At 72.7% G+C, this 22,020-nt stretch carries 18 protein-coding genes; 8 read left to right on the forward strand and 10 right to left on the reverse strand.

Annotation, left to right across the window (positions count from 1 at the left end):
• Positions 1-114: 114 nt before the first annotated feature.
• The gene (locus tag ACFVU2_RS17235) at positions 115-1,341 is read left to right on the forward strand and encodes an MFS transporter (protein ID WP_387876788.1); all 1,227 of its coding nucleotides are present in this window, start codon (positions 115-117) and stop codon (positions 1,339-1,341) included.
• 24 nt (positions 1,342-1,365) lie between these two features.
• Here the strand turns inward: ACFVU2_RS17235 and ACFVU2_RS17240 are convergent, their stop codons facing one another.
• Positions 1,366-2,277: an AraC family transcriptional regulator gene (locus tag ACFVU2_RS17240; RefSeq protein ID WP_387876791.1), complete on the reverse strand. Its 912-nt coding sequence runs from the start codon at positions 2,275-2,277 to the stop codon at positions 1,366-1,368.
• Between the two features lie 53 nt (positions 2,278-2,330).
• Positions 2,331-5,147 (reverse strand): LuxR C-terminal-related transcriptional regulator, encoded by a 2,817-nt coding sequence (locus ACFVU2_RS17245; RefSeq protein WP_387876793.1) that lies wholly within the window; start codon positions 5,145-5,147, stop codon positions 2,331-2,333.
• A gap of 121 nt (positions 5,148-5,268) precedes the next feature.
• On the opposite strand from ACFVU2_RS17245, the gene ACFVU2_RS17250 reads away from it, so the two are divergent.
• Positions 5,269-7,203, forward strand: coding sequence for an Ig-like domain-containing protein (locus ACFVU2_RS17250; protein ID WP_387876794.1), 1,935 nt, complete (start codon positions 5,269-5,271; stop codon positions 7,201-7,203).
• A gap of 8 nt (positions 7,204-7,211) precedes the next feature.
• Here the strand turns inward: ACFVU2_RS17250 and ACFVU2_RS17255 are convergent, their stop codons facing one another.
• Positions 7,212-7,811: a LysE/ArgO family amino acid transporter gene (locus ACFVU2_RS17255; protein WP_387876797.1), complete on the reverse strand. Its 600-nt coding sequence runs from the start codon at positions 7,809-7,811 to the stop codon at positions 7,212-7,214.
• 68 nt (positions 7,812-7,879) lie between these two features.
• Between ACFVU2_RS17255 and ACFVU2_RS17260 the strand changes: the two genes are divergently transcribed.
• A complete protein-coding gene (locus tag ACFVU2_RS17260) occupies positions 7,880-8,770 on the forward strand; it encodes a LysR family transcriptional regulator ArgP (protein ID WP_387876800.1) in 891 nt (296 codons plus the stop codon).
• On the opposite strand, the gene ACFVU2_RS17265 is transcribed toward ACFVU2_RS17260, so the two are convergent.
• A complete protein-coding gene (locus ACFVU2_RS17265; RefSeq protein ID WP_387876802.1) occupies positions 8,767-11,637 on the reverse strand; it encodes an aminotransferase in 2,871 nt (956 codons plus the stop codon). The two genes, ACFVU2_RS17260 and ACFVU2_RS17265, sit on opposite strands and share 4 nt — an antisense overlap.
• 103 nt (positions 11,638-11,740) lie before the next feature.
• Here ACFVU2_RS17265 and ACFVU2_RS17270 point away from each other — a divergent pair, with 103 nt between their 5' ends.
• The gene (locus tag ACFVU2_RS17270) at positions 11,741-12,124 is read left to right on the forward strand and encodes a DUF3054 domain-containing protein (protein ID WP_387876804.1); all 384 of its coding nucleotides are present in this window, start codon (positions 11,741-11,743) and stop codon (positions 12,122-12,124) included.
• A 12-nt stretch (positions 12,125-12,136) separates the two neighbouring features.
• Here ACFVU2_RS17270 and ACFVU2_RS17275 read toward each other — a convergent pair whose 3' ends face one another.
• The 4 genes from ACFVU2_RS17275 to ACFVU2_RS17290 all read right to left on the reverse strand — a co-directional run bounded on the left by ACFVU2_RS17275 (position 12,137) and on the right by ACFVU2_RS17290 (position 16,547).
• Positions 12,137-13,351: a DUF445 domain-containing protein gene (locus ACFVU2_RS17275; RefSeq protein ID WP_387876853.1), complete on the reverse strand. Its 1,215-nt coding sequence runs from the start codon at positions 13,349-13,351 to the stop codon at positions 12,137-12,139.
• Between the two features lie 50 nt (positions 13,352-13,401).
• A complete protein-coding gene (locus ACFVU2_RS17280) occupies positions 13,402-14,514 on the reverse strand; it encodes a M24 family metallopeptidase (RefSeq protein ID WP_387876806.1) in 1,113 nt (370 codons plus the stop codon).
• A 68-nt stretch (positions 14,515-14,582) separates the two neighbouring features.
• Complete coding sequence (locus ACFVU2_RS17285; protein ID WP_387876808.1) at positions 14,583-15,740, reverse strand: acyl-CoA dehydrogenase family protein; 1,158 nt, start codon at positions 15,738-15,740, stop codon at positions 14,583-14,585.
• Between the two features lie 51 nt (positions 15,741-15,791).
• Entirely contained in the window at positions 15,792-16,547 is a 756-nt protein-coding gene (locus ACFVU2_RS17290; RefSeq protein ID WP_387876810.1) for an SDR family NAD(P)-dependent oxidoreductase, read from the reverse strand.
• 58 nt (positions 16,548-16,605) lie between these two features.
• Here ACFVU2_RS17290 and ACFVU2_RS17295 point away from each other — a divergent pair, with 58 nt between their 5' ends.
• The gene (locus tag ACFVU2_RS17295) at positions 16,606-17,202 is read left to right on the forward strand and encodes a TetR/AcrR family transcriptional regulator (protein WP_387876812.1); all 597 of its coding nucleotides are present in this window, start codon (positions 16,606-16,608) and stop codon (positions 17,200-17,202) included.
• Between the two features lie 23 nt (positions 17,203-17,225).
• Positions 17,226-18,020: an alpha/beta fold hydrolase gene (locus ACFVU2_RS17300; RefSeq protein WP_387876815.1), complete on the forward strand. Its 795-nt coding sequence runs from the start codon at positions 17,226-17,228 to the stop codon at positions 18,018-18,020.
• 47 nt (positions 18,021-18,067) lie between these two features.
• Here ACFVU2_RS17300 and ACFVU2_RS17305 read toward each other — a convergent pair whose 3' ends face one another.
• A complete protein-coding gene (locus tag ACFVU2_RS17305; RefSeq protein ID WP_387876818.1) occupies positions 18,068-18,667 on the reverse strand; it encodes a TetR/AcrR family transcriptional regulator in 600 nt (199 codons plus the stop codon).
• A 101-nt stretch (positions 18,668-18,768) separates the two neighbouring features.
• Here ACFVU2_RS17305 and ACFVU2_RS17310 point away from each other — a divergent pair, with 101 nt between their 5' ends.
• Positions 18,769-19,902 (forward strand): ABC transporter permease, encoded by a 1,134-nt coding sequence (locus ACFVU2_RS17310; protein ID WP_387876821.1) that lies wholly within the window; start codon positions 18,769-18,771, stop codon positions 19,900-19,902.
• 25 nt (positions 19,903-19,927) lie between these two features.
• Positions 19,928-20,908, forward strand: a complete 981-nt coding sequence (locus tag ACFVU2_RS17315; protein WP_387876824.1) for an aldo/keto reductase — start codon at positions 19,928-19,930, stop codon at positions 20,906-20,908.
• Between the two features lie 83 nt (positions 20,909-20,991).
• Here the strand turns inward: ACFVU2_RS17315 and ACFVU2_RS17320 are convergent, their stop codons facing one another.
• Complete coding sequence (locus ACFVU2_RS17320; RefSeq protein ID WP_387876826.1) at positions 20,992-21,747, reverse strand: hypothetical protein; 756 nt, start codon at positions 21,745-21,747, stop codon at positions 20,992-20,994.
• Positions 21,748-22,020 lie beyond the last annotated feature (273 nt).

The following is a 22,020-nucleotide window of genomic DNA, read 5'->3' on the forward strand; positions in this document are numbered from 1 at the left end:
CCTCGTCTCACGGCGACCCCCTTCATCCCGGACGCAGAAGCATCCCGGACGCAGAGTCATTCCTGGCGGACGACCGATCAGGTGGGCCGGCTCGCGCGCCGCCAGCATGGTGGAATGACAGTCAGCGACACCGCCCCCACCTCTCCGACCGCAGCCGTTCCCGTTCCGGGTGACGCCGGCGGCGGAGACGTCGCGCGCTGGGGCGGGGTGGTCGCCCTTCTCGTCGGAGTGTTCGTCCTCGTGACCAGCGAGTTCCTGCCGGCGAGCCTGTTGCCGTCGATGGCGGCCGAATTCGGCGTGACCGAGGGCGTCGCCGGTCAGGTCGTGACCGCGACGGCCCTGGTGGGCGTCGTCGCAGGCCCCGCGACCGCGCTGGTCTTCCCGCGCCTCGACCGTCGCCGCCTGTTGCTCGGCCTGCTGGTGCTCGCCCTGGCCGCCAACCTCGTGACCGCGGTGGCGCCGGCGTTCTGGATGGTCGTGGTGGCGCGGATCGCGCTGGGCATGGCGATCTCGGGCACGTGGTCGATGGCGCTCGCGGTCTCCGCGCACCTCGTTCCCGCCCGTCACCTGGGCCGCGCGATGATGGTCGTCAACACCGGTGTCTCCGCGGCGACCGTCGCGGCCGTGCCGCTCGGCGCCCTGATCAGCTCGTTCGCCGGCTGGCGAGTCGTCTTCTTCGCCGTCGCCGGTGCGACGGTGATCGCCATCGTGGTGATGGCCCTCGCCATGCCGTCGGTTCCCGCAGCGGCGGGAACCGGGCTGCGTGCGTTGGGCGAGACGATCCGCTCGAAGGCGATGGTCGTCGGGCTCGTCGGTGTGCTGCTGATCGTCGCGGGCCACTTCGCCAGCTTCACGTACATCCGTCCCGCCGCGGAGAGCGTCTCGGGACTGGGCGCGACCGGGATCGCCGTGCTCCTCGCGGTCTACGGCGTCGGCGGCCTGATCGGCAACCTGGTGACCGGCTCGGTGGTCGACAAGCGGCTCGCGACCACGCTCGTGGTGCTACCGACGGTCCTGGGCGTCGCCGTCGTTTTCTTCTCGTTCTCGACCGGCTCGATCGTGCTCGCCTTCGTCGCCGCGGCGATCTGGGGCATGGCGTTCGGCGGCGTGCCGACGATGGCGCAGACCTGGTCGGCCCGCGTGGAGCCGGAGCGGATGGAGAGCGCCGGCGGCCTGACGGTCGCGACCTTCCAGCTCGGCATCTCGACCGGCGCCGTCGTCGGCGGGGTGCTGATCGATGCCACCAGCGTCTCGGTCGTCTTCGTGGCCGGCGGCATCTCCGCCGTGCTCGGCGGTCTGCTCATCGCCTCCACCCGGCGCTGGTTCGCCCGGCGTCCCTGACCTGCGCGGTCCGTCGGGCTCCGGTCAGGCGACGGCGGCCGTCTTGCGCCAGGCGGTCGGGTTCGACCCGGTGTGGCGGCGGAACGCGCGGCTGAAGGCGGCCTCCGATCCGTAGCCGAGCGAGACGGCCGTCTGGGCGACGCTGACCCGCCCGTCGGCGAGCAGCGTCTTGGCGCGCTCCATCCGCACCCGGAGCAGGTAGCGCGCGGGCGGCTCGCCGACCACGGTGTGGAACCGCTCGGCGAAGGCGGAGCGCGAGGTGCTGGCGACGCGGGCCAGCCGCTCGATCGTCCACGCGCCTCCCGGGTCGTCGCGGATCGCGTCGACGGCCCGTGCGATGTGGGGGTCGCTCGCCGGGAGGAGCCAGCCGTCGGGTGCGCAGCCGTTCTCGACCCAGGCGCGTACCGCCGATGCCGCGAGCACGCTCACCAGGCGCCCGGCGAACGCGCACGACGCGGGCCGAGCGCTCGCGACCTCGGCGACGAGCGCCTCCGCGAGAGCGTTCAGGTGGGCATCCCGCCGCAGCAGCTGGCACGCGATGAGCGCATCGGGCAACGATCGCGCGAGGGGATGCTCGGCGCCCGAGGCCAGGCGCAACGACCCGGCGACGATCACGGTGTCGGCCTGCGCGTGCACGCGGTACGCGGTCGGCCGGGTGCGCAGCACGAAATCGCCTCCGCGCAGCAGGGTGGTCTCGGCGTCCGTCCGCAACTCGAGCTCGCCGCTCATCACCAGGAAGAACGGGACCTCGTGCACCCGGCCGCCGATCGCCTCGCCGGAGGTGAGCTCGTGCCGGGCGAAGTCGACGAGCGTCCAGTCCATGGCGGCGAGCATCTGCTCGAGCATCCGCGCCGTGCGCTCGGTGAGCGCGCCGGTCGCGACCGGCGCCAGGGGGAAGGCGCCGGCGGGCGGCGCGTCCGTTTCGATGATGCTCACGAGGGGGCCAACCGCCGCGGCGCATCAGGGATTCCCGACGCGCAGGACATGCGTCACGCGCCGCTCGGCAGCACTCCGCCCAGTTCGCGGCGGGAGCGCAGCCCGAGCTTGGCGAGCACCTTGCGCATGTGGAAGGCGACGGTCGGTGCGGAGAGGAAGAGCGCGTCAGCGATCTCGGCGTTGGTGAGGCCGCGGGCGGCCAGCTGGGCGACCTCGCGCTCTCGTCCGCTCAGCGTCTCGAGACCGTCGGGGTGCGCGGGGTCTGCGCCCTCCTCGTCGCCGTCCAGGAGTGCCAGTGCGCGCAGGAGCGCCGGTCGTGCCCCGAGCACCCGGAAGCCGTCGGCGGCCGAGCGCAGCATCCGCTCTCCGGCGCGCCTGTCCCCGTGCCGGAGCAGGAGGCGTCCCGCGTCGAGCGCGACCTGTGCGCGGGAGCGCGGCGAGCCGTGGCCGGCGGCGGCCCGATAGGAGCGGACGGCCTGCTCCGTGAGATCGAATGCCTCGGCGACCCGGCCCTCCAGCCACTCCAGCGACCCGTAGATCGGCGACCAGCCGGTGCCGGCGAGCGCACGGAGCCGTGTCAGCTCGCGGTCCGCCTCCTCGGCCCGGCCCAGCTCGGCCAGCGCCTCCACCCGGTACGTGAAGATCGCGGAACCCGCGAGCCAGCGCGCGCCGATCGCTTCGGGGGAGAGCGCGGCGACGACCTCCTCCGGGCGTCCCGCCGAGCGTGCCTGCTGCACGGCGGCGAGCAGTTCGAGCTCCACCCCGAAGGTGTCGTAGTCGGTGACGGTCACGTCGCGGGCGACGCGCCGGTTCGTCTCGTACGCGTCGCCGTCGCCGGCTTCTGCGGCGAGCACTGCCCGCAGCAGGTACACCAGCGGACGGGAGGAGACATCGATGCTGTCGAGGGCGGCGACGGCGGCGTCCTCCAGCATCCCGGCGGCCTCGACGGGGCGGCCCTGCACCCACCAGCAGTAGGCGAGCAGGACGCGGGCGTGGCCGAGGCTCCAGCCGATCACGCCGCGGGAGGCGAGGGCGAGGGCGCGTTCGAGGTCGGCGGCGGCGGCGTCGACTCCGCCGATCCCGGCGAGCACGCCCGCCCGGCAGGTGAGGGCGTCGCTGAGCGCGGGGCTGTCCGCTGCCGAGGCGATGGCGATGGAGAGCGCACCCAGCTCGGCGGCGACGCGGTCGCCGTCGCCGATGCGCGCTGCGGCCACGATGGCCAGCCCCGTCGCCCGCAACCGAATCTCCTCGGCGGACGGCAGCGGCGCCAGGCGGCGGTCGGCGAGGTCGCGCGGCCGGGCGAGGAGGTCTTCGGCGACGGCGCGCGTCCGGTCGAGGAGGGCGAGCACGGGGCCGTAGTCGTCGGTCGTCAGCTGGACCATGACCGCCATCATCGCCGCGTGCATCCGGAGCGTCTCCGCGTCGGGATGGCCGGACTCCTGCTCGGCGAGCTCGGCGGCGAACGCGACGGCCCACTCCACGTCCCCGGTGATCTGGCGGGTCTGGAGCACGGCCAGATCGCGCACCGGGTCGCGGGGGAGCCCCTCCAGCTCCGGGAGCAGGTCGAGCACGACCGGGCTCACGAACGCCGCGCCGGCGAGCACGCAGGCTTCGACGACCAGCTCACCGCGCAGCGTGCCGTCGGCGAGGTCGGCGGCGCGCCGGAGGTAGTCGACGGCCCGCTCCGGATGCCCGTCGCGTGCCGCCTCCGCGGCCCGGGCGCGCACGGCGCTCAGCAGGTCGGCGTCGAGCGCCCCGGTATCGAGCGCTCCGGGATCGCGGGCTCCGGTGTCGCGCCCGGAGGCCGCATCCAGCCGGCAGATCAGTGCCCGGTGCGGGTTGTCCAGCACGCCGGCGGCCGTCGTCAAGATGGCCGATCGGCGCTCCGGGGCGAGTCTCGCGCGCACGTCGGTGGCGTAGAGGTCGTGGAACGCGCGGACCGTGTCGGCGTCGGCGCGCACGAGAAGACCTGCCGAGACGGCCGCCTCCACGTCGATCCTCTCGTGCAGGGCGTCCGCGATCGCGGCGAGCTCGTTCGTCCCGATCGCGTCGCGCAGCGCCGCGCAGATCTCGACGGCGGCGATCACGGCCGCGGGCTGGTCGGCGCCGGCGGAACGGAACGGGTTCTCCGGCTGGTGCGGCAGACGGACGTCCTCGTCCCAGTGGGTCCGTCGGCCGTCGGCAGACCGCTCCATCGCGCCGACCACGGCGTCGAGGAGCACCGGGAGGCCGCCGGAGAGCTCCCGGATCCGGGAGGCCAGACGCAGGGAGACCTCGGCGTCGTGCACCCGCGAGATGTACTCGCGCACCCCGGCGGCGTCGAGCGGTTCGAGCACGATCCGTCGCACGTCGTCCCATGCCCCGGGCTCGGCGTCGACCAGCGCCGCCGCGATCTCATCGGTGCGCGGCGCGTGACCGGCGAGCACCACGCAGACGCCGTCATGGGCGATTCTGCCGAGGACGAAGCGCAGCGCCTGCACGGACGGCTCGTCGATCCACTGCGCGTTGTCGATCACGAGCGCGAGCCGGCGCGATGCGGAGGTGCCACGCGCGAGCGCCGGGAGCAGCACGCGCGCGACCGCCAGCAGAGCGGGGACCCCGGCATCCCCGAGCACGCCGAGCCGGACGCCGGCCGCGTGCGCCAGCTTGTCCGCCAGCGCGAACGGGAACGAGGACTCGAACGCGTCTGCGCTGACCGACACGACCCGCAGCCGGTCGGACGCAGCGGCGAACTGCCGCAGCCAGGTGCTCTTGCCGACGCCGGCGAGACCGCTGACGGCGACGAGCGTGCCGTTGGCGCGGCGTGCGCGGGCGGCCACGGCCTCCGGGCGGTCCTCCGGGGCGAGCGCGGGGTGCGGGCAGGTGGGCATCGTGCCCACATGCTAGCGGGCCAGCGCACTATCCGGACCGGATAGTCCTCGGCCTCCTCCGGCAGCGGACCGCTCGCGCGCGTTTAGCGTTGCGGGAGTCTCTGGTCTCGAAAGGTCTCTCATGCACCGAACACAGCCGCGTTCGCGGCGCCTCGTCCCCTCTGCTGCCGGTCTCGCCGCGCTGGCCCTCGTCACGACGGGGCTGCTGGCGGGCTCCCCCGCATCGGCGGCCACGGTCGTCACGGATCAGTCGATCGGCGCCCCGGGCGGCACGGTGTGGATGGTCCCCGCGGGGGTCCACTCGATCGACGTCGTGGTCGCCGGCTCGGCGGGCGGGGGCGGGGGACCGGTCAACTTCCCGGGGACCGACTGGACGATCACCGCCGACGGCAACGGCGGAGCGGGTGGCCTCGTGCAGGCGACGATCCCGGTGGAGCCCGGCCAGACCCTCGTGTTCTACTCGAGCACCATGGGCGGGCCCACCAACTCCGACAAGGCCTCGCCCGGCGCCGGCGGAGCCGGCTACTTCACCGGAGGCTCCGGTGACACCGGCTCCCTCGAAGCCCACGCGGGCGGCGGGGGCGGCGGGGCGAGCGCCGTGCTGCTGCGCACCGGGGGAGCGGACACGCCCCTGATCGTCGCCGGCGGCGGCGGAGGCGGCGGCGGCCTCGGCGCGGCGTTCATCGGGTACGAGGGCGGTCGGGGCGGCGCCGCGGGTCAGACCGGCGGCAACGGCTCGGGTGCCGGCCACGGCAACGGCGGGGCGATCTCGCCCCCGGGGTACGGCGGCGGCCGCACGGGCGGCAACGCGGCGACCAGCAGCTCGGCCGGCGGCGGAGGAGGCGGAGGCGGAGGCACGCCCGCCGGCGACGGCGGCGGTGGCGGCCAGGCCGGTGGCGGTGGCGGTGGCGGCGGCGCGGGCGGTTCCAACTGGACCGACTCGAGCCGGGTGCAGGTCGGCGGCACCACCTACTGGAACGGCAACGGCTACGTCCTGCTCTCCTACAGTCAGGCGCAGGGCACCGCGCTGACAGTGACCTCCTCCGACGCCGACTCGGTGTACGGCGCACCGGCCGACCTCACCGTCACCGTCGCGAACACCGAGGGCGGCACCGTCCCAGTCGGCGACATCGTCGTCAGCGAGGGCGGCACGCAGATCGCCTCGGCGGCGGTGGGCGAGGACGGCACGGCCTCCTTCCCCGCGCTCGTCTCCGCTGTCGGCGTACACGACCTGACGTTCGCGTACGATCCCGGAACCGAGCCGTTCGCCGCGGCGACGGAACCGTTCGTCCAGACGGTCACTGCGGCGCCGACGCAGTTCACCGAGCTCGTCTCCACCAAGCCGGCGTCGACCGGCGCACCCGTGACGGTGACGGGATCCATCGTCCCCACGACGCCGCCGGGCGACGGGTACGCCCTGCCCTCGGGAGACGTCGTGGTCTCGGTGCGCGGGGCGACCCTCGCCACCGTGCCGCTCGCGGCCGACGGCACGTTCTCGTTCACCCCGGCCTGGGCGCCGGGCACGCTCCCGCTCGCGTTCGGCTACGCCGGAGACGCGAACTACGCGGCGGCGGACGACGCGGACCTCGACGTCGCGATCGCCAAGGCGCCGACGCAGACGTCGGTGACGCTCGACGTGTCCGACATCCGGGTCGGCAAGCGGGCGACCGCGACGGTGCGGATGGCGCCCAGCGGCCCGGCCGTCATCGACCCGACCGGGTTCGTGCAGGTGACCGTGGACGGTGCGCCGTACGGGGCTCCGCTGCCGGCCGCCGCCGTCGTCGATGCGACGGTCGCGCTCGCGGGGCTCTCGACAGGCGATCACACGATCCGGGCCGAGTACCTCGGCGACGCGGCGTTCTCCGCCTCGCGCAGTGTGGAGGCGACCCTGACGGTCTCCGCCGCGGCCATCCCGCTCGCGCTCGCGCAGACGGGATCCGATCCGGAGCCGTTCGGCAGCCTCCTGCTCGTCGTGCTGCTCGTCGGATCGGGCGCCGTGCTGTGGCTCGCCCAGGCCCGCCGGAGCAAGCGACCGGCGCAACCGCCGATGGAGTGACCGGCCGGTCACACCACGAGCAGCACCGCCAGGACGACCATCAGCACCGCGATCCCCGCGTCCAGGATCCGCCAGGCGACCGGCCGGGCGAAGAGCGGTGCGGCCACGCGGGCGCCGAACCCGAGCACGCTGAACCAGAGCAGGCTCGCGGTCGCGGCGCCCGCGCCGAACACCCAGCGCCCGGGGTCGCCGTGGTCGGCCGAGAGCGACCCGAGGAGCAGCACGGTGTCGAGGTAGACGTGCGGGTTGAGCCAGGTGATCGCCAGGCACATGCCCAGCGTGGCGGCCAGCGAGGGCGCCGCTCCGGAGGCTGCGGTCAGTGTCGAGGGCTTCAGCGCACGGCGGGCGGCGAACACGGCGTAGCCCAGGAGGAAGGCGAAGCCGACCCAGCGTACGATCTCCAGCGCGAGCGGCGCTGCCTTCACGAGTGCTCCGATCCCGGCGACGCCGGCCGCGATCAGCAGAGCGTCGCTGAGCACGCAGATCGCCACGACCGGGAGCACGTGCTCGCGCCGGAGACCCTGCCGCAGCACGAAGGCGTTCTGTGCGCCGATGGCGACGATGAGGGACGCGCCCGAGCCGAGCCCGGTCAGGAAGATCGTGAACACCCCTCGACCGTACGGAGTCGGCGCAGTGTAGTACAGCTTGTTTTTCTTACGAAGCATTAGCATCGTTGATGATGGATGCCCATGCCGAGCACTTGAAGACCCTGGCGGCCGTGATCGACCACGGCACCTTCGAGCGTGCCGCCGCCGCCCTGCACGTCACCCCGTCGGCGATCAGCCAGCGGGTGAAGGCGCTGGAGGAGCAGGCCGGCCGGGTGCTCGTGCGGCGCAGCAAGCCGATCGAGCCCACCGATGCGGGCCGGGTGCTGCTGCGGCTCGCACGGCAGGTGGCGCTGCTGGAGGCGGAGGCGGCAGCCGAACTGGATGCCGGGGGCGGCGCGTCGACCACCATCCCGCTCGTCGTCAACGCCGACTCCCTCGCCACCTGGGTCCTGCCCGCGCTCGCCGGCCTCCCGGCTCTCGCGTTCGAGATCACGCTCGACGACCAGGAGCACACGCTCGACCGGCTGCGCGACGGGACCGCGATGGCGGCGATCGGCTCGGACTCCGAGGCCGTCCAGGGCTGCACGGTCTCTCCGCTCGGCGCGATGGTCTACCGCGCCGTGGCGAGCCCGGCGTTCGTGGACCGCTGGGCGCCGCACGGCTGGACTCCGGAGGCCGCGGCGGCCGCGCCGATGCTGGTCTTCGACCGCAAGGACGCCCTGCAGGACCGCTACCTCTCCCGCTTCGCCCCCGGCGCCCACCCGCCACGCCAGTACGTGCCCGCGTCGACCGAGTTCGCGCGTGCCGCGGAGCTCGGGCTCGGCTGGGGGATGCTGCCCGACCTCCAGACCGCCGAAGCGCTCGCCGACGGCCGGCTCGTGGTGCTCGACGAGTCGGGAGCCGAGTCGGTGACTCTGCACTGGCACCAGTGGTCGATGCGGTCGGCGGCGCTCACCTCGGTCGCGGACGCCATCGCGGCGCGTGCGGCCGCGGAGCTGCAGCCTCCCGGACGCTCCTAGAGGGTCGCCAGCACCAGGTCCAGGGCGTCGGCGAAGCGGTCGGCGCTCTCGCGCGTGATGCAGAGCGGCGGCTTGATCTTGAGCACGTTCTTGAAGTCGCCGGTGGGCTGCACGATCGCGCCCTCGGCCAGCATCCGGTCGCAGACGAGCGTCGCCTCGGCGGTCGCCGGGGTCATCTCCGTGCGGTCGAGGACGAGCTCGACGCCCAGGTAGAGGCCCATCCCGTGCACCGCGCCGACGATGGGGTGACGCTCGCCCAGCTCGCGCAGCCGGTCGGCGAGATGATCGCCGACCACGACCGCGTTCTCCTGGAGGCGCTCGTCGCGCATCACGTCGAGCACCGTGAGCCCGACGACCGAGCTGACCGGGCTGCCGCCTGCCGACGAGAAGAACGAGCCCTCGGCGGCGAACGACTCGGCGATCTCGCGACGGGTGATGACCGCCCCGAGCGGCTGGCCGTTGCCCACCGCCTTCGCGATCGTGATGACATCCGGGACCACGCCCTGCTGCTGCGAGCCCCAGAAGTAGTGGCCGAGCCGGCCGAAGCCGACCTGCACCTCGTCGGCGATGCAGACGCCGCCGCGGGTGCGGATGCGCTCGTAGACGCCGGCCAGATAGCCGTCCGGCAGCATGAGCCCGCCCGCGTTTCCGAACACCGGTTCGGCGATGTACCCGGCCACGTCGACGCCGGCCGCGTCGAGCGCGGCGAGGTCGTCGTCGAGATCGGCCAGGTAGTCGGCTGCCGAGTCGGGGCCGCGGTGCACGCCGCGCAGCGAGTTCGGTGCCGCGACGAGCTTCACCCAGTCGGGCCGGGTCTCCAGCGCTCGCGGGTTGTCCCCGAGGGACGAGGAGACGGAGTCGGAGCCGACGGTCCAGCCGTGGTACGCCTCCTTCACCGCGAGCACCGTGCGGCGACCGGTGTGCGTCTGCGCGAGCCGCAGCGCCAGGTCGACCGCCTCGCTGCCCGAGTTCACCAGGAAGACGGTGTCGAGGCCCTCCGGAGCCAGCTCCGCCAGACGCTCGGTGTAGCGGGAGAGCTCCTCGTAGTGGAAGCGCGAGTTCGTGTTGAGCCGGGCCCACTGGTCCCGCACGGCCTCGACGAGGCGCGGGTGGCCGTGGCCGATCTGCGTCACGTTGTTCACCATGTCGAGGTAGCTCTGGGCGCGGGTGTCGAACAGGTGGTGCCGCCAACCGCGCTCGATGAGCGGGGGATGGGCGAAGTAGTGCTCCTGCACGCGCGCGAACGTGTCGTCACGGCGGGCGAGGGCTCCTGCCGCGTCCGGCACGGCGGCGGTGACGTCGAGCCCGAAGAGATCGGACGGGTCGGGGGAGACCGAGGCCCACAGGGCGAACGGCGCGGTCGGCGTGACGAACGCCGGGGGCCGGTGGCCCACGGAACGGCTGAGCTGCGCGGTGAGACGGATGGTCGTGCCGATCTCGTCGCCCGCGGCGACCGTCGCGGTCGTCAGCGGGCGGGTCAGGCCGTCGAGCCAGAGCTCGACGCCGTCGCCGCGCAGCGTCCACGCGCCTTCGACCAGGGAGAGCTCGCCGGCGAACGGGGCGGTGACCGGGACGCCGACCGGGGCATCCAGCGTGACGCCCAGGGCGATCGCCGCGGTCGCCGTCGAGCGGTCCCGCACGGCCCGGGTCAATCGGCCCTCGCCGTAGCGGGTGATCGCATGGCCCGACTCCCGGCACACCCGGGCGAGCACCTCGTCCTCCGCCGAGGTGTCCGCCCACGCGCCGCAGTCCTGATCGCGACCCAGCACCGACAGATCGGCCAGGTTGGCATCGCCGCTCTCCAGGGCGACCAGGCGGCCGAGCTGGGGGAGTGAGGCCGGGGCGCCGAGGCGATGACGCAGGAGCGCCTCCATCTCGTCCGCGTCGATGCGGCGGGCGACATCGAAGGCGACCCACTCGTGGGCGCGGTTCTCGTCCGCGTAGAGGTTGTCCGAGTCCAGTGCCACCTGCTGCTCGCCGCTGACCACCAGCACCGCGCCGCGCAGCACCACGAGGGGCCAGAGCGCGGCGAGGTCGGCGTCGTCGAGCGGCGAGCACTCGTGGAACGCCTCCACCACATCGAGCACGGCCGCGAACGGCTCCTCGGGCACATGGTGGAGCACACTGGCGACGGTGGCGGCGAGATCGCCGGCGAGCCAGCCGTCGGCGACGTCGCCGAAGTCGATGACGCCCGGCCCGGAGGCACCGAGCACGATGTTGTCGTCGGTCACGTCTCCGTGGGTCGCCTGCACGCGCAGGCGAGACCGCAGCGGCTCGAGGCGCGCGAGGGCGTCGTCCGCCGCAGCCCGCACGACGCGGCGCTTGGCGGGCTGCTCCACGTGATCGAGCAGCAGGTCCACGACCTCGCCGCCGATCCGCGAGTCCCACTGGGTCGTGCGGTCCAAGCCCGGGTGCTGCAGCGCGGCGAGACCGGCCGCGATCCCGCCGGCGAGCGCGCCGAGGGTGCGCAGCTGGTCGGGGCTCGGGTGCGCGACATCGGTCAGCGGCTCGCCCTCGAGGAAGCTGAGGACGCGGGCGTGGAGCTCGACCCCGCGCACGTCGACCGGGACCAGCTCGCGGTCGCCGGCGGCGGCGATCACGGAGGGCACGCGGATACCCGAGTCGGCGAGCGCCGTGAGGGCCGCGTTCTGCGCCAGCAGCTCGTCGACGGAGAAGACGGGGTTCGCGATCTTCAGCACGTAGCGTGCGCCGCCGGCCTCGATGAGGTAGTTGCGATCCTGCTGGCTGCCGAGCTCGGTGACCGTGCCGGACAGCCCGAAGTGCTCGGACGCGATGGCGCCGGCGTCGTCCGGGGTGATGTCCGGGCGGGGAAGCGATGGCTGGTCGAGGAAGTCGAAGTTCGGCACGGATGCTCCAGGGCTCGTCGGCGGGCTGAGACCAAGTCTAGTGAGGGCCCGCACCCCGCCAGCACCCAGCGAACGCACGGGCATCGGCGCGTAGCATCAACGCGTGAAAACCTGGAGGACGGCGGTCGCGGCATTCGTCGTCGACGCCGCCCTCGTCCTCGTCTTCGTGCTCGTCGGGCGCCGCAGCCATGGCGAGTCGGCGGGCTTCACCGGCCTGATGACGACCCTCTGGCCGTTCCTGCTCGGCCTCGTGGCCGGCTGGCTGGTGACCTGGGCCTGGCGGCGTCCGCTGGCGGTCGTCTGGCCCGGCGTGCCGATCTGGCTGATGACCGTGGCCCTCGGGATGCTCATCCGCACCTCCGCGGGCCAGGGGGTGCAGCCGAGCTTCATCGCGGTGGCCTTCGTGGTGCTCGGCGTCTTCCTGGTCGGCTGGCGACTCGTCGCGATGCCGTTCGTGCGGCGTCGCGCCCTGCGCCGGACCGCCTGAGCCGGCCTCCGGTCAGCGCACGGCGGCGGCGATCAGCGTCGCGACCGTGTAGATCGCCAGACCCGCGAGCGCACCGACCACCGTCCCGTTGATGCGGATGAACTGGAGGTCGCGGCCCACCTGGGTCTCGATCTTGTCCGTCGTCTCGGCCGCATCCCAGCCCCGCACGGTCTCGCTGATGACCCCCGCGATGTCGTGTCGATAGGCCGTCACCAGGTGCAGTGCGGCGTCCACCAGGCGCGCGTTGAGGGAGTCACGGAGCGCGGGCTCGGCGGCGATCCGTCGCGCCGCGTCGGCGAGGGCGGCCTCGGCCCGGCGGCGCAGCTCGCTCCCGGGGTCCGAGAGGGCGTCGACGGCGGCGGTGCGCGCGGCCTCCCACGCCGACGCCGCGAGTTCCCGGATGCGCGGATCGTCGAAGGCGCGCGCCTTGGCCGACTCCAACCGGGCGATCGTGTCGGGGTCGTGCTGCAGCCGCTCGGCGAGCTGGCCGAGCGCGTCGTCGATCGCGTGCCGGAGCCGGTGGTCGGGGTCGCGTCGCACGTCGCCGATGAAGCGCCGGGCCTCCGTGTGCAGCCGGTCGTCCACCAGCCGGTCCACGAACGACGGGACCCACGACGGCAGCCGCCGCGACACGAGCGTGGCGAACGCGTCGGGATGGGCGGCGAGCCAGTCGTCCACGCGGTCCAGCACCAGGTCGACCACCTCGCGCTGACCGCCCGACTCGAGCACCTTCTCGCCCAGGCGGCCGAGTGGCGGCCCCCACTCCGGATCGATCAGGTGCGTGCGCACCACCGCTTCGATCGCATCCCGCATCCGCTCGTCGTCGAGCAACCCGGCGAGCCCGACGACCGCGGCCGAGCCTTCGGCCACCACGCGGCGGGCGTTCTCGGGTTCGGCCAGCCAGCCGGCGATCGCCCCGGCGATGTCGACGGACGCGAGCTTCGCGGACACGACCTCGTCGGCGAGGAAGTTGGTCTCGACGAACTCGCCCAGGCTCTCGCCGATCTCGTCCTTGCGGGTCGGGATGATCGCCGTGTGCGGGATGCGCAGCCCGAGCGGATAGCGGAACAGGGCGGTCACCGCGAACCAGTCCGCGAGCGCGCCGACCATCGCGCCCTCGGCGGCCGCCCGCACGTAACCCAGCCAGGGGTAGCGGTCCTGCAGCGCGAACGCGACGGTGAACACGATCGCGGCGACGATGAGCAGTGATGTCGCGAGGGTCTTCATCCGCCGCAGTGCACGGCGACGCTCGGCGTCGTGCAGGGCGATGTCCGCGCTCACTGCACCAGGTGGAGTTCGCGGCTGGTGTTGTTCAGCCGGTGGGCGCCGTCATCGGCCGCCACCACGATGTCCTCGATGCGCACGCCGAACCGGCCGGGCAGGTAGATGCCGGGCTCCAGGGAGAAGCACATCCCGGCCTCGATCGGCCGCTCCTCGCCCTCCACCAGGTAGGGCGGCTCGTGCGTCGTGGTGCCGATGCCGTGACCCACCCGGTGGATGAAGTACTCCCCGTAGCCTGCATCGCTGATGACGGCGCGCGCGGCGCGGTCGATGTCCTGGCAGGGGACGCCGACGGCGACGGCGTCGAACGCCGCCTGCTGGGCGCGCTTCACGATCTCGAAGACCTCGTGCTCCTCGTCGGTCGGCTCCCCGACGTGGACGGTACGGGTGGTGTCCGATCCGTAGCCGTCCATCAGGCCGCCGAAGTCGAGCACGACCATGTCGCCCTCCGCGATCACGCGGTCCCCGACCTCGTGGTGCGGATTCGCGCCGTTCGGGCCCGAGGCGACGATCGTGAAGTCGACCTGGGAGTGGCCGTGCTCGCGCAGGAGCCGGTCGAGGTCGGCCGCGACCTCCCGTTCGGCGCGTCCGGCGAACCGCGCGCCGAGGATGTCGTCGAAGGTCGCGTCTGCCGCGGCGCCGGCCGCCGCGAGACGATCGATCTCGTCGGCGTCCTTGACGGCGCGCAGCATCGGCAGCGCGTGCGAGATCGCTTCGAACCGTGCGCCCGGGAGCTTCTGCTGCAGGCCGAGCAGATGCATCGCCCAGAGTGCGTCCGACACCGCGAACCGTCCCGACGGCTCCATCAGCGCCGATGTCGGCACGTACTCGTCCTCGCCGTCCGACCAGTCGACGAGCCGGAAGGCATCGGCCGCCCGGGTGGCGGCCGCTCCGTCATGCTCCAGGGCGGGCACGACCATCGCCGGCTCGCCGTCGACCGGGACCACGAGCAGGGTGATCCGCTCGGTGGTCGCGACGGGCAGGTAGTCGGCGAAGTACGCGAGGTCGGGGCCGGGCGCGATCAGCAGCGCGTCGAAACCTGCGGCGCGCGCCTGCGCCGCTCCCCGTCGGATCCGCTCGGCGAAGTGCTGGGCCGTGATCTGCTGCATGATGCCTCCGATGCGCTGGGATGGGGCTGTGCGGTGCCGTGCCGTGTGGTGCTGCGTCGTCCTGTGGCTCAGTCCTCCGCCGGGCCGAGCCACGCGCCGGCCACCGTGTTGTGCGCCGACTCGGCGTCCGACGGGTGGAAGATGCCCGCCAGCACATCGCGGTACAGGCGGCCGAGCTCGCTGCCGGCGAAGTAGGTCGAGCCTCCCGAGACCCGGATGGCCTGGTCGACCACGCGCCGCGCCGTCTCGGTGGCGCGGACCTTGAGGCCCACGAGCTTCGGGAACCAGAACGCCCCGTGGTCGGCGAGCGTGTCGACATCGCGCGCGAGGGTGTCGAGCTGGGGGAGCAGGGCGTCCTGGTCGATGGCCGCCTCGGCCACCCGCCAGCGGATGTCCGGGTCGCTCGCGTAGCTGCGGCCGTCGTTCTTCAGGCTCGTGCGTTTGCGTGCGGCGGCGACGGCGAGCTCGAGCGCTCGTGCGCCGATGCCCGTGTAGACCGAGGCCAGCAGGATCTCGAAGCTCGCGAAGATCGCGAAGACCAGCGGGTCCGGGTTGGGGCCGGGCGGCAGGCGCCGCACGATCCGGTCGGCGGGGGATCGCGCGCCCTCGAGCAGCGTGGTGCGGCTCTGCGTGGCGCGCATCCCGATGGTGTCCCAGTCGTCGCGGATATCGAAGCCGCCGGCCGCGCGGTCGACGAACCCGTAGACGATCCTGGGCGCGTCCGCGCTGGTCGCATCGAGCCCCATGGTCCCCAGTCGCGTCCACGCGGGGGAGAGGGAGGTGAAGATCTTGCGCCCGTGGAAGGTGTACGAACCGTCGTCGTCGGGACGTGCCTCCGTCGTCGAGCCGAAGAGCACGAGGTCGTTGCCCGCCTCGCTGAGCCCGAACGCGAACACCTCGCCCGCGCCGGCCTCGCGCAGCACGAAGTCGAGCGAGTCGTCCCCGCGATCGCGCAGGATCTTCGCGACGCCGGTCCAGACGAGATGCATGTTGACCGCCAGTGCCGTGGCGGGCGCGGCGCCGGCGAGACGGACCTGCAGCCGCGCCGTCTGCTCGAGGCCGAGCCCGAGGCCGCCGTACTCGACCGGCACCAGGGCGCGCAGGTAGCCGATCTCGGTCAGCTCGGCGAAGTCCTCGTCGAAGAAGCGGTTCTCGGCGTCGTAGCCGGCCGCCCGACCCCGGAACCGCTCCAGGAGGTCGTCGCCCAACAGCTCGTGCTCGGTCACGTCCCTCAGCCTAAGGGAGCGCGACCGTGCACGATACGGGCTGTCGGCGCGTCACTGAGCGGTGTAGCCGCCGTCCACCAGGTGGTAGCTGCCGGTGATGAAGCTCGCCGCGTCGGAGGCGAGGAACGCGACCAGGGAGGCGACCTCCTCCGGCTCGCCCAGCCGACCGAGAGCGTGCTTGCCCTCGAGGAACGCCAGCGCCTCGGCGGAGAGGTTCGCCTCCACGAGGGGGGTGCGGATGAAGCCGGGGCCGACCGCGACGACGCGCACCTTGTCGGCGGCGTACTCGAGCGCCGCGTTCTGCGTGAGGCCGAGCAGCGCGTGCTTGGCGGTGACGTAGGCCGACGAGTTCGCGAAGCCGACGCTGCCCAGGATGGACGCCATGTTCACGATCGCGCCGCCGCCGTTCGCGGCCATCGCCTTCAGCTGCGGCTGCATGCCGTAGAAGACGGCGTTGAGGTTGACCTCGATCACCTTGCGCCAGCTGTCGAGCGAGTACTCGCCGACCGTGGCCGCCTCTCCGCCGATGCCGGCGTTGTTGACCGCGATCTTCAGCGGTGCCAGGGCGTTCGCGGCCGCGACGCTCGCCTCGCCGAACGCGGGGTCGGTCACGTCGCCGGCGAGGGCGGCGGCCGTGCCGCCCGCGGCTTCGATCTCGGCCACGACGGCCTGCGCGTGCTCCTCGTTCAGGTCGGTGACGAGGACGGCAGCGCCGCTCGCCGCGAGAGTGAGCGCCACGGCGCGCCCGATGCCCGAGCCGCCTCCGGTCACGATCGCGGACCGGTCGGCGACGTCGTACTGAGCCATGAAAATCTCCCTTCAGTTATCCGACACCTGTCGGATAACTCCATTGTACGATCGAAAAGTGGATGCCCGCCAGGAGAAGACCCTCGCTCGACTGACCGCGGCGATCCTGGACCTCGCGACGGCCGGGTCGGTCGCCGACGTGTCGGTCTCCGCCTTGGCGTCGGCCGCGGGCGTGCACCGCTCGACCGTGTACACCTACGCCCCGTCTCCGGTGGATCTGCTCCAGCGCGTGCTCCGGACCGAGCTCGACCGGTTGCGCGAGGCGTACCTGGTCGGCGTCGCACCGGAGGCCGCGGCCACGGCCGTGCGCGGCGTCACCCGCGCCGTGCTCCAGCACGTGGACGCGCACGATGCGATCTACCGGCGCGGGCTCGGCGCGGAGAGCGGGAGCTCCAGCCTCCACGCACTCCTGAGCGAGCACTTCGAGGGCTCCATCCGGCTGCTGCTCGACCAGCACAGCGTCGACGTCCCCGCGGCAGACGACATCGAGCGCCGGACCATCGCCCGCTACCTCGCGGACGGCACCATCGGGGCCATCGATGTCTGGCTCGGGCGCCCGCGGCCGCGCGACGTGGACGAGCTGCTCGACCTGATCGCGCGCCTGACCCCGGCCTGGTGGCCCGACCGGGTGGACGGGGCCTCCCCGGTCCGTTGAGGGGTGCGGCCGATAATGGGGACATGGGCCGGCTGCGCGACACCCTCGACAGCTGGTTCCGTCGCGCCCCGCTCCTGAACGTCGCAGGCGACGAGGGGGAGGGACCCGTCGTGGTGCTGGTCCACGGCATCGCGTCGTCGTCGGTCACCTTCCAGAACCTGGTGCCGCTGCTCGAGCCGACCCACCGCGTGATCTCGATCGACATCCTCGGGTTCGGGCGCTCGCCCGCACCCGCCGATGCGCAGTACACCCTCGAGGAGCACGTCGACGCCCTCCACCGCACCCTGCGCTCCCTGCGCCTGCGTGCTCCGTTCGTGCTGGTCGGGCACTCGCTCGGGAGCCTGATCGTCGCGCGCTACGCCGCAGATCATCCGTCCGCGATCACCCGGCTCGTCCTGGTCGGGCCGCCGGTCTACGGATCGCCCGCCGCGATCGGCGACCGGCGCGTCCGCACCCGCGTCAGCGCGTACCTGCGGGCCTACGAGTTCCTGCGGGCGAACAAGGAGTTCACGATGATGAACGCCACGATCCTCGCGCGGATGCTGCCGATCAAAGGCGTCTTCGAGATCACCGAACGCAACTGGACCCCGTTCGTCCGCTCGCTCGAGAACTGCATCGAGCAGCAGACCGTGGTCAGCGACCTGGCCCGGGTGCGCGTGCCGGTCCACGTCGTCTACGGCACCCTCGACGCATTCATCGCGCCCGGGAGCCTCGCCGTGATCGAGGCGATGCGCAACGTCACCATGCACCGGGTGGAGGCGAACGACCACATCATCCGCAAACGCCTCGCTCGGGTGGTCGCCGCGGCCTGCGGCTGAGCACGGCTCGGTGCGGCTGAGCGCGGCTCGGTGCGGCTGAGCGCGGTTCAGTCGGTCGGGAGCACCAGTGCGTCGATCGTGGCGAGGTAGCCCTCGCCGTCGAAGCCCGTGAACAGGGACGACTGCGTGACGTAGCCGTGGACGAGGCCGACGTACAGGCTCACGTGGCGCTGGGCCAGCGTGGCGGCGCGGTCGTCGGGGAGGCCTTGCGCCCTCGCGTACCACTGGGTCAGATAGTCCCGCAGCATCCCCGTGATCCGCTCGCCGATCTCGGCCGCGACCGTCGACAGCTCGGGGTTGATCGGCACCTGGCCCCAGACCTGGAGCAGGAGCTGGAGCTCGCCGACCTGCTCCGTGAGCCCGGAGACCAGGAGCCGGACGACCTGCCCGGGCGAGGGGAGCGGATCGCTGTCGCGAGCCGTCGCGATGTCGAAGAAGCGCGCATCCATGATCTCGGCGACCGCCAGGCGGATGAGCTCGTCCTTGCTCTTGTAGTGCCCGTAGATCGCGCCGGCGGACAGCCCGGACTCCTCGATGATGTCGGCCATCGAGGTCGCGGCGAAGCCGGAGCGGGCGAAGCGGCGGAGGGCGGCGCGTGCGATCTGCTCCCGCCGTGCGGTGCGGTGCTCCTCGGTGACCTTCGGCATCGAGGCCTCCTCGTCCAGAACGAAAACGAATGATCGTTCTTGACAATAGCGGAGGCGTGTCCCAATATAAAGAACGATCATTCGTTTTTAATGGAGGCGGCATGTCCCACAGCACTCTTGCTCCGGTCGGGAGCGCAGACCAGACCCCGGCGGCACCCGGCGGCCCGCAGGGCCCCTCGGCCGCCGGTACGCCGCCCACGCCGCACACGCCGTGGCTGCGCTCGGTGCTGCTCGCGCTCGGCGCCGCGGCCGCGGTGCTGGTGGTGCTCCTCGCCTTCCTCTGGCCGACCGTCACCTCGACGGTCAAGGACCTGCCGATCGCGATCGCGGGCGACGCCACTGCCACGGCGCAGGTCGAGAAGCAGCTCGACGCGTCGGCAGACGGCGCCTTCGACATCACGACCGTCGCGACCCGCGACGACGCCGTGGATCTCATCCGCACCCGGGAGGCGTACGGGGCGATCGTCCTCGGCGAGAAGCCCGAGGTCCTCACGGCCTCGGCCAACGGCGCGGCCGTCAGCCAGCTCCTCGGCCAGGTCGCCGCGACCATCCAGAAGCAGGCGAACGCCCAGGCCGCCGCGGCCGTGGCGCAAGCCGTCGCCGCCGGCAAGGCGCCCGCGGGCACCGTCGCACCCACCATCACCGTCGCCGTCACCGACATCGTGCCGCTCGCGTCGACCGACGCCCGCGGTCTCGGACTGTCGGCGGCCTCCTTCCCCCTCGTCCTGGGCGGCATGCTCGGCGGCATCCTGATCTCGCTTCTGGTCGCCGGGAGCTGGCGGCGCCTCACCGCCGTCGCCGTCTACGCGGTGGTCGGGGGTCTCGCCGTCGCCGCCGTGCTGCAGGGCTGGTTCGGGATCCTGCAGGGCGACTTCGGCATCAACGCGCTCGCCGTCGGACTCTCGATGTTCGCCACCGCCGCCTTCATCGTGGGGATGAACGCGCTCATCGGCACCGCCGGCATCCCCGTGGGTGCCGTGCTCACCATCCTGGTCGGCAACCCCCTCTCCGCGGCCGCGCAGCCGCTGCAGTTCATCGTGGGACCGTGGGGTGCGGTCGGGCAGTGGTTCGTCCCGGGCGCATCCGTCACCCTGCTGCGCGACCTGTCCTACTTCCCGGACGCCTCCGCGGCCGGATCGTGGCTGGTGCTCGCCGGGTGGGCGCTCCTCGGACTGATCGGGATGACCGTCGGGCACTTCCGCAACCAGCGCGTGGTCGCCGCCGCGACGGCCTGAGCGCCTGCCCGGATAGGGTGGGCGCATGGAGCAACGGACGCTGGGAAGGACCGGCCGCGAGGTCTCGGTCGTCGGACTCGGGACCTGGCAGCTCGGTGCCGACTGGGGTGACGTTCAGGAGGCGGACGCCTTCGAGGTCCTCGACGCGGCGACCGCGTCCGGCGTCACCTTCCTCGACACGGCCGATGTGTACGGGGACGGGCGCAGCGAGCAGATCATCGGGCGGTTCCGCGCGGCGCGGCCCGACCTCCCGCTGACCGTCGCCACCAAGATGGGGCGGCGCGAAGAGCAGGACACGGCGAACTTCACGCTGGCGAAGTTCCGCGAGTGGACGGATCGCTCGCGCCGCAACCTCGGCGTGGACACGCTCGACCTCGTGCAGCTCCACTGCCCGCCCACCCCGGTGTTGTCGAGCGACGCCGTCTACGACGCGCTCGACACCCTCGTCGCCGACGGGGCCATCGCGAACTACGGCGTCAGCGTCGAGACGTGCGACGAGGCGCTCGCCGCGATCGCACGCCCCGGCACCGCGAGCGTGCAGATCATCCTCAACGCCTTCCGCCTGAAGCCGCTCGACCAGGTGCTCCCGGCCGCGCGCGCCGCCGGTGTCGGCATCATCGCCCGCGTGCCGCTCGCCTCCGGCCTGCTCAGCGGGCGCTACACCGAGCAGACGGAGTTCTCGGCCGACGACCACCGCTCGTACAACCGTCACGGCGAGGCCTTCGATGTGGGCGAGACCTTCTCCGGGGTCGACTACGCCGAAGGCGTCCTGGCGGCGCGCGAGTTCGCCGCCCTCGCGCCCGAGGGCTTCACCCCGGCGCAGACCGCGATCGCGTGGATCATCGCGCAGCCCGGCGTCTCGACCGTGATCCCGGGCGCGCGCTCCGCCGACCAGGCGCGCGCGAACGCGGCGGCGGCCCTGTTCCCCCACCTCCCCGAGCTCGACCCCGCCGTCCGCGCCATCTACGACACCCACTTCCGCGCCGCCATCCACCCCCGCTGGTAGCTCGCGAGACGTGTCATCCCGTCGAAGTTCACGTTGTGGCGCTTTCGGAGCCCCTTTTGAGCGCCACGTCGTGAACTTCGGTGTCAGCCCGAGGGGATGAGGCGGCGAAGCCGAGCGATCAGCTCCGCAGGTTGCGACAGGTCGTCCGCGGTGACACGCACGGTCCTCCAGCCGATGTCTTCGAGGCGTTCGCGACGTCGGATGTCTTTGCGCCAGACCGCGCGATCCACGCGGTGGATGTCTCCCTCGTATTCCACGGCGACGCAGACGTCCGGGTAGGCGAGGTCGACCCGGGCGACGAAGCGGTCGCCGTCGACGATGTCGAGATTCGGTCGCGGCGCCGGCAGGCCCGCTGATTCCAGCAGAAGCCGCAACCGCGTCTCTCCCGGGGACTCCGAGCCGACGCGGATGAGATCGATCGCCTGGCGGGCGCGAGCGATACCGCGACGACCGGGCGATGCCGCGATCGCGCGGGCGAGCGCTTCACGTGTGCTCAGAGGGTGGCGCCCCGACACGAAGTAGTCGCCGATGACCAGGAGTTCCGTCGGGACCAGCATCGTGGCGAGGTCGATCCAGGTCTGCTCCGGAGTGGTGACAGGCAGTCCCATCCGCTCGACCGTCGCCCACTCCGAAAGCTTGTGGCCCACGAAGCCCGCGATCTCCGGAGCCCGTCCCGGGGCGGGAACGCTCACATGGATCGGGGAGTCGTCTCTCCGAGGCAGCGGTGCCTCGAAGAGCAAGGCTGCCGTCCAATGGCTGAAGGCGAAGTCGACTCCCCGGTGCTGCGCGTAGGCATGGCACCGCTCGACGAGCCCGTCCATGCCCACGGGCAGCCGCATCACCCGGAACGGACGGACGAGGTCCTTTCCGCGAGTACGTGAGCGAGTGAGACCGCTTTCACGTGCCTGCCGAACGCTGAAAGGTCCATCCACCAGGGCGGGAGGGAGTGCAATTCGTGCTCGTGCCATCCCGACACCCTGCCACCAGACAAACCAGCCATCACGAGTTATCCACACCCCGCGCCCTCGAAGTTCACGAAGTGGGGGGGGCGTCGTGCGCGCTAAAACGAGGCCCTCAAGTACAACACGGGGGGGACGGCGAGGGAGGGCGCG

It is taken from the genome of Leifsonia sp. NPDC058194, from assembly GCF_042883605.1.
Lineage (GTDB): Bacteria > Actinomycetota > Actinomycetes > Actinomycetales > Microbacteriaceae > Leifsonia.

Bases quoted from the DNA above. Each gene is read 5' to 3' on its own strand.
- ACFVU2_RS17235 (WP_387876788.1), top strand. From the start codon at position 115: ATGACAGTCAGCGACACCGCCCCCACCTCTCCGACCGCAGCCGTTCCC.
- ACFVU2_RS17245 (WP_387876793.1), bottom strand. From the start codon at position 5,147: ATGCCCACCTGCCCGCACCCCGCGCTCGCCCCGGAGGACCGCCCGGAG.
- ACFVU2_RS17250 (WP_387876794.1), top strand. From the start codon at position 5,269: ATGCACCGAACACAGCCGCGTTCGCGGCGCCTCGTCCCCTCTGCTGCC.
- ACFVU2_RS17260 (WP_387876800.1), top strand. From the start codon at position 7,880: ATGATGGATGCCCATGCCGAGCACTTGAAGACCCTGGCGGCCGTGATC.
- ACFVU2_RS17275 (WP_387876853.1), bottom strand. From the start codon at position 13,351: ATGAAGACCCTCGCGACATCACTGCTCATCGTCGCCGCGATCGTGTTC.
- ACFVU2_RS17280 (WP_387876806.1), bottom strand. From the start codon at position 14,514: ATGCAGCAGATCACGGCCCAGCACTTCGCCGAGCGGATCCGACGGGGA.
- ACFVU2_RS17290 (WP_387876810.1), bottom strand. From the start codon at position 16,547: ATGGCTCAGTACGACGTCGCCGACCGGTCCGCGATCGTGACCGGAGGC.
- ACFVU2_RS17300 (WP_387876815.1), top strand. From the start codon at position 17,226: ATGGGCCGGCTGCGCGACACCCTCGACAGCTGGTTCCGTCGCGCCCCG.
- ACFVU2_RS17305 (WP_387876818.1), bottom strand. From the start codon at position 18,667: ATGCCGAAGGTCACCGAGGAGCACCGCACCGCACGGCGGGAGCAGATC.
- ACFVU2_RS17310 (WP_387876821.1), top strand. From the start codon at position 18,769: ATGTCCCACAGCACTCTTGCTCCGGTCGGGAGCGCAGACCAGACCCCG.
- ACFVU2_RS17315 (WP_387876824.1), top strand. From the start codon at position 19,928: ATGGAGCAACGGACGCTGGGAAGGACCGGCCGCGAGGTCTCGGTCGTC.
- ACFVU2_RS17320 (WP_387876826.1), bottom strand. From the start codon at position 21,747: ATGCGGCTGCCCGTGGGCATGGACGGGCTCGTCGAGCGGTGCCATGCC.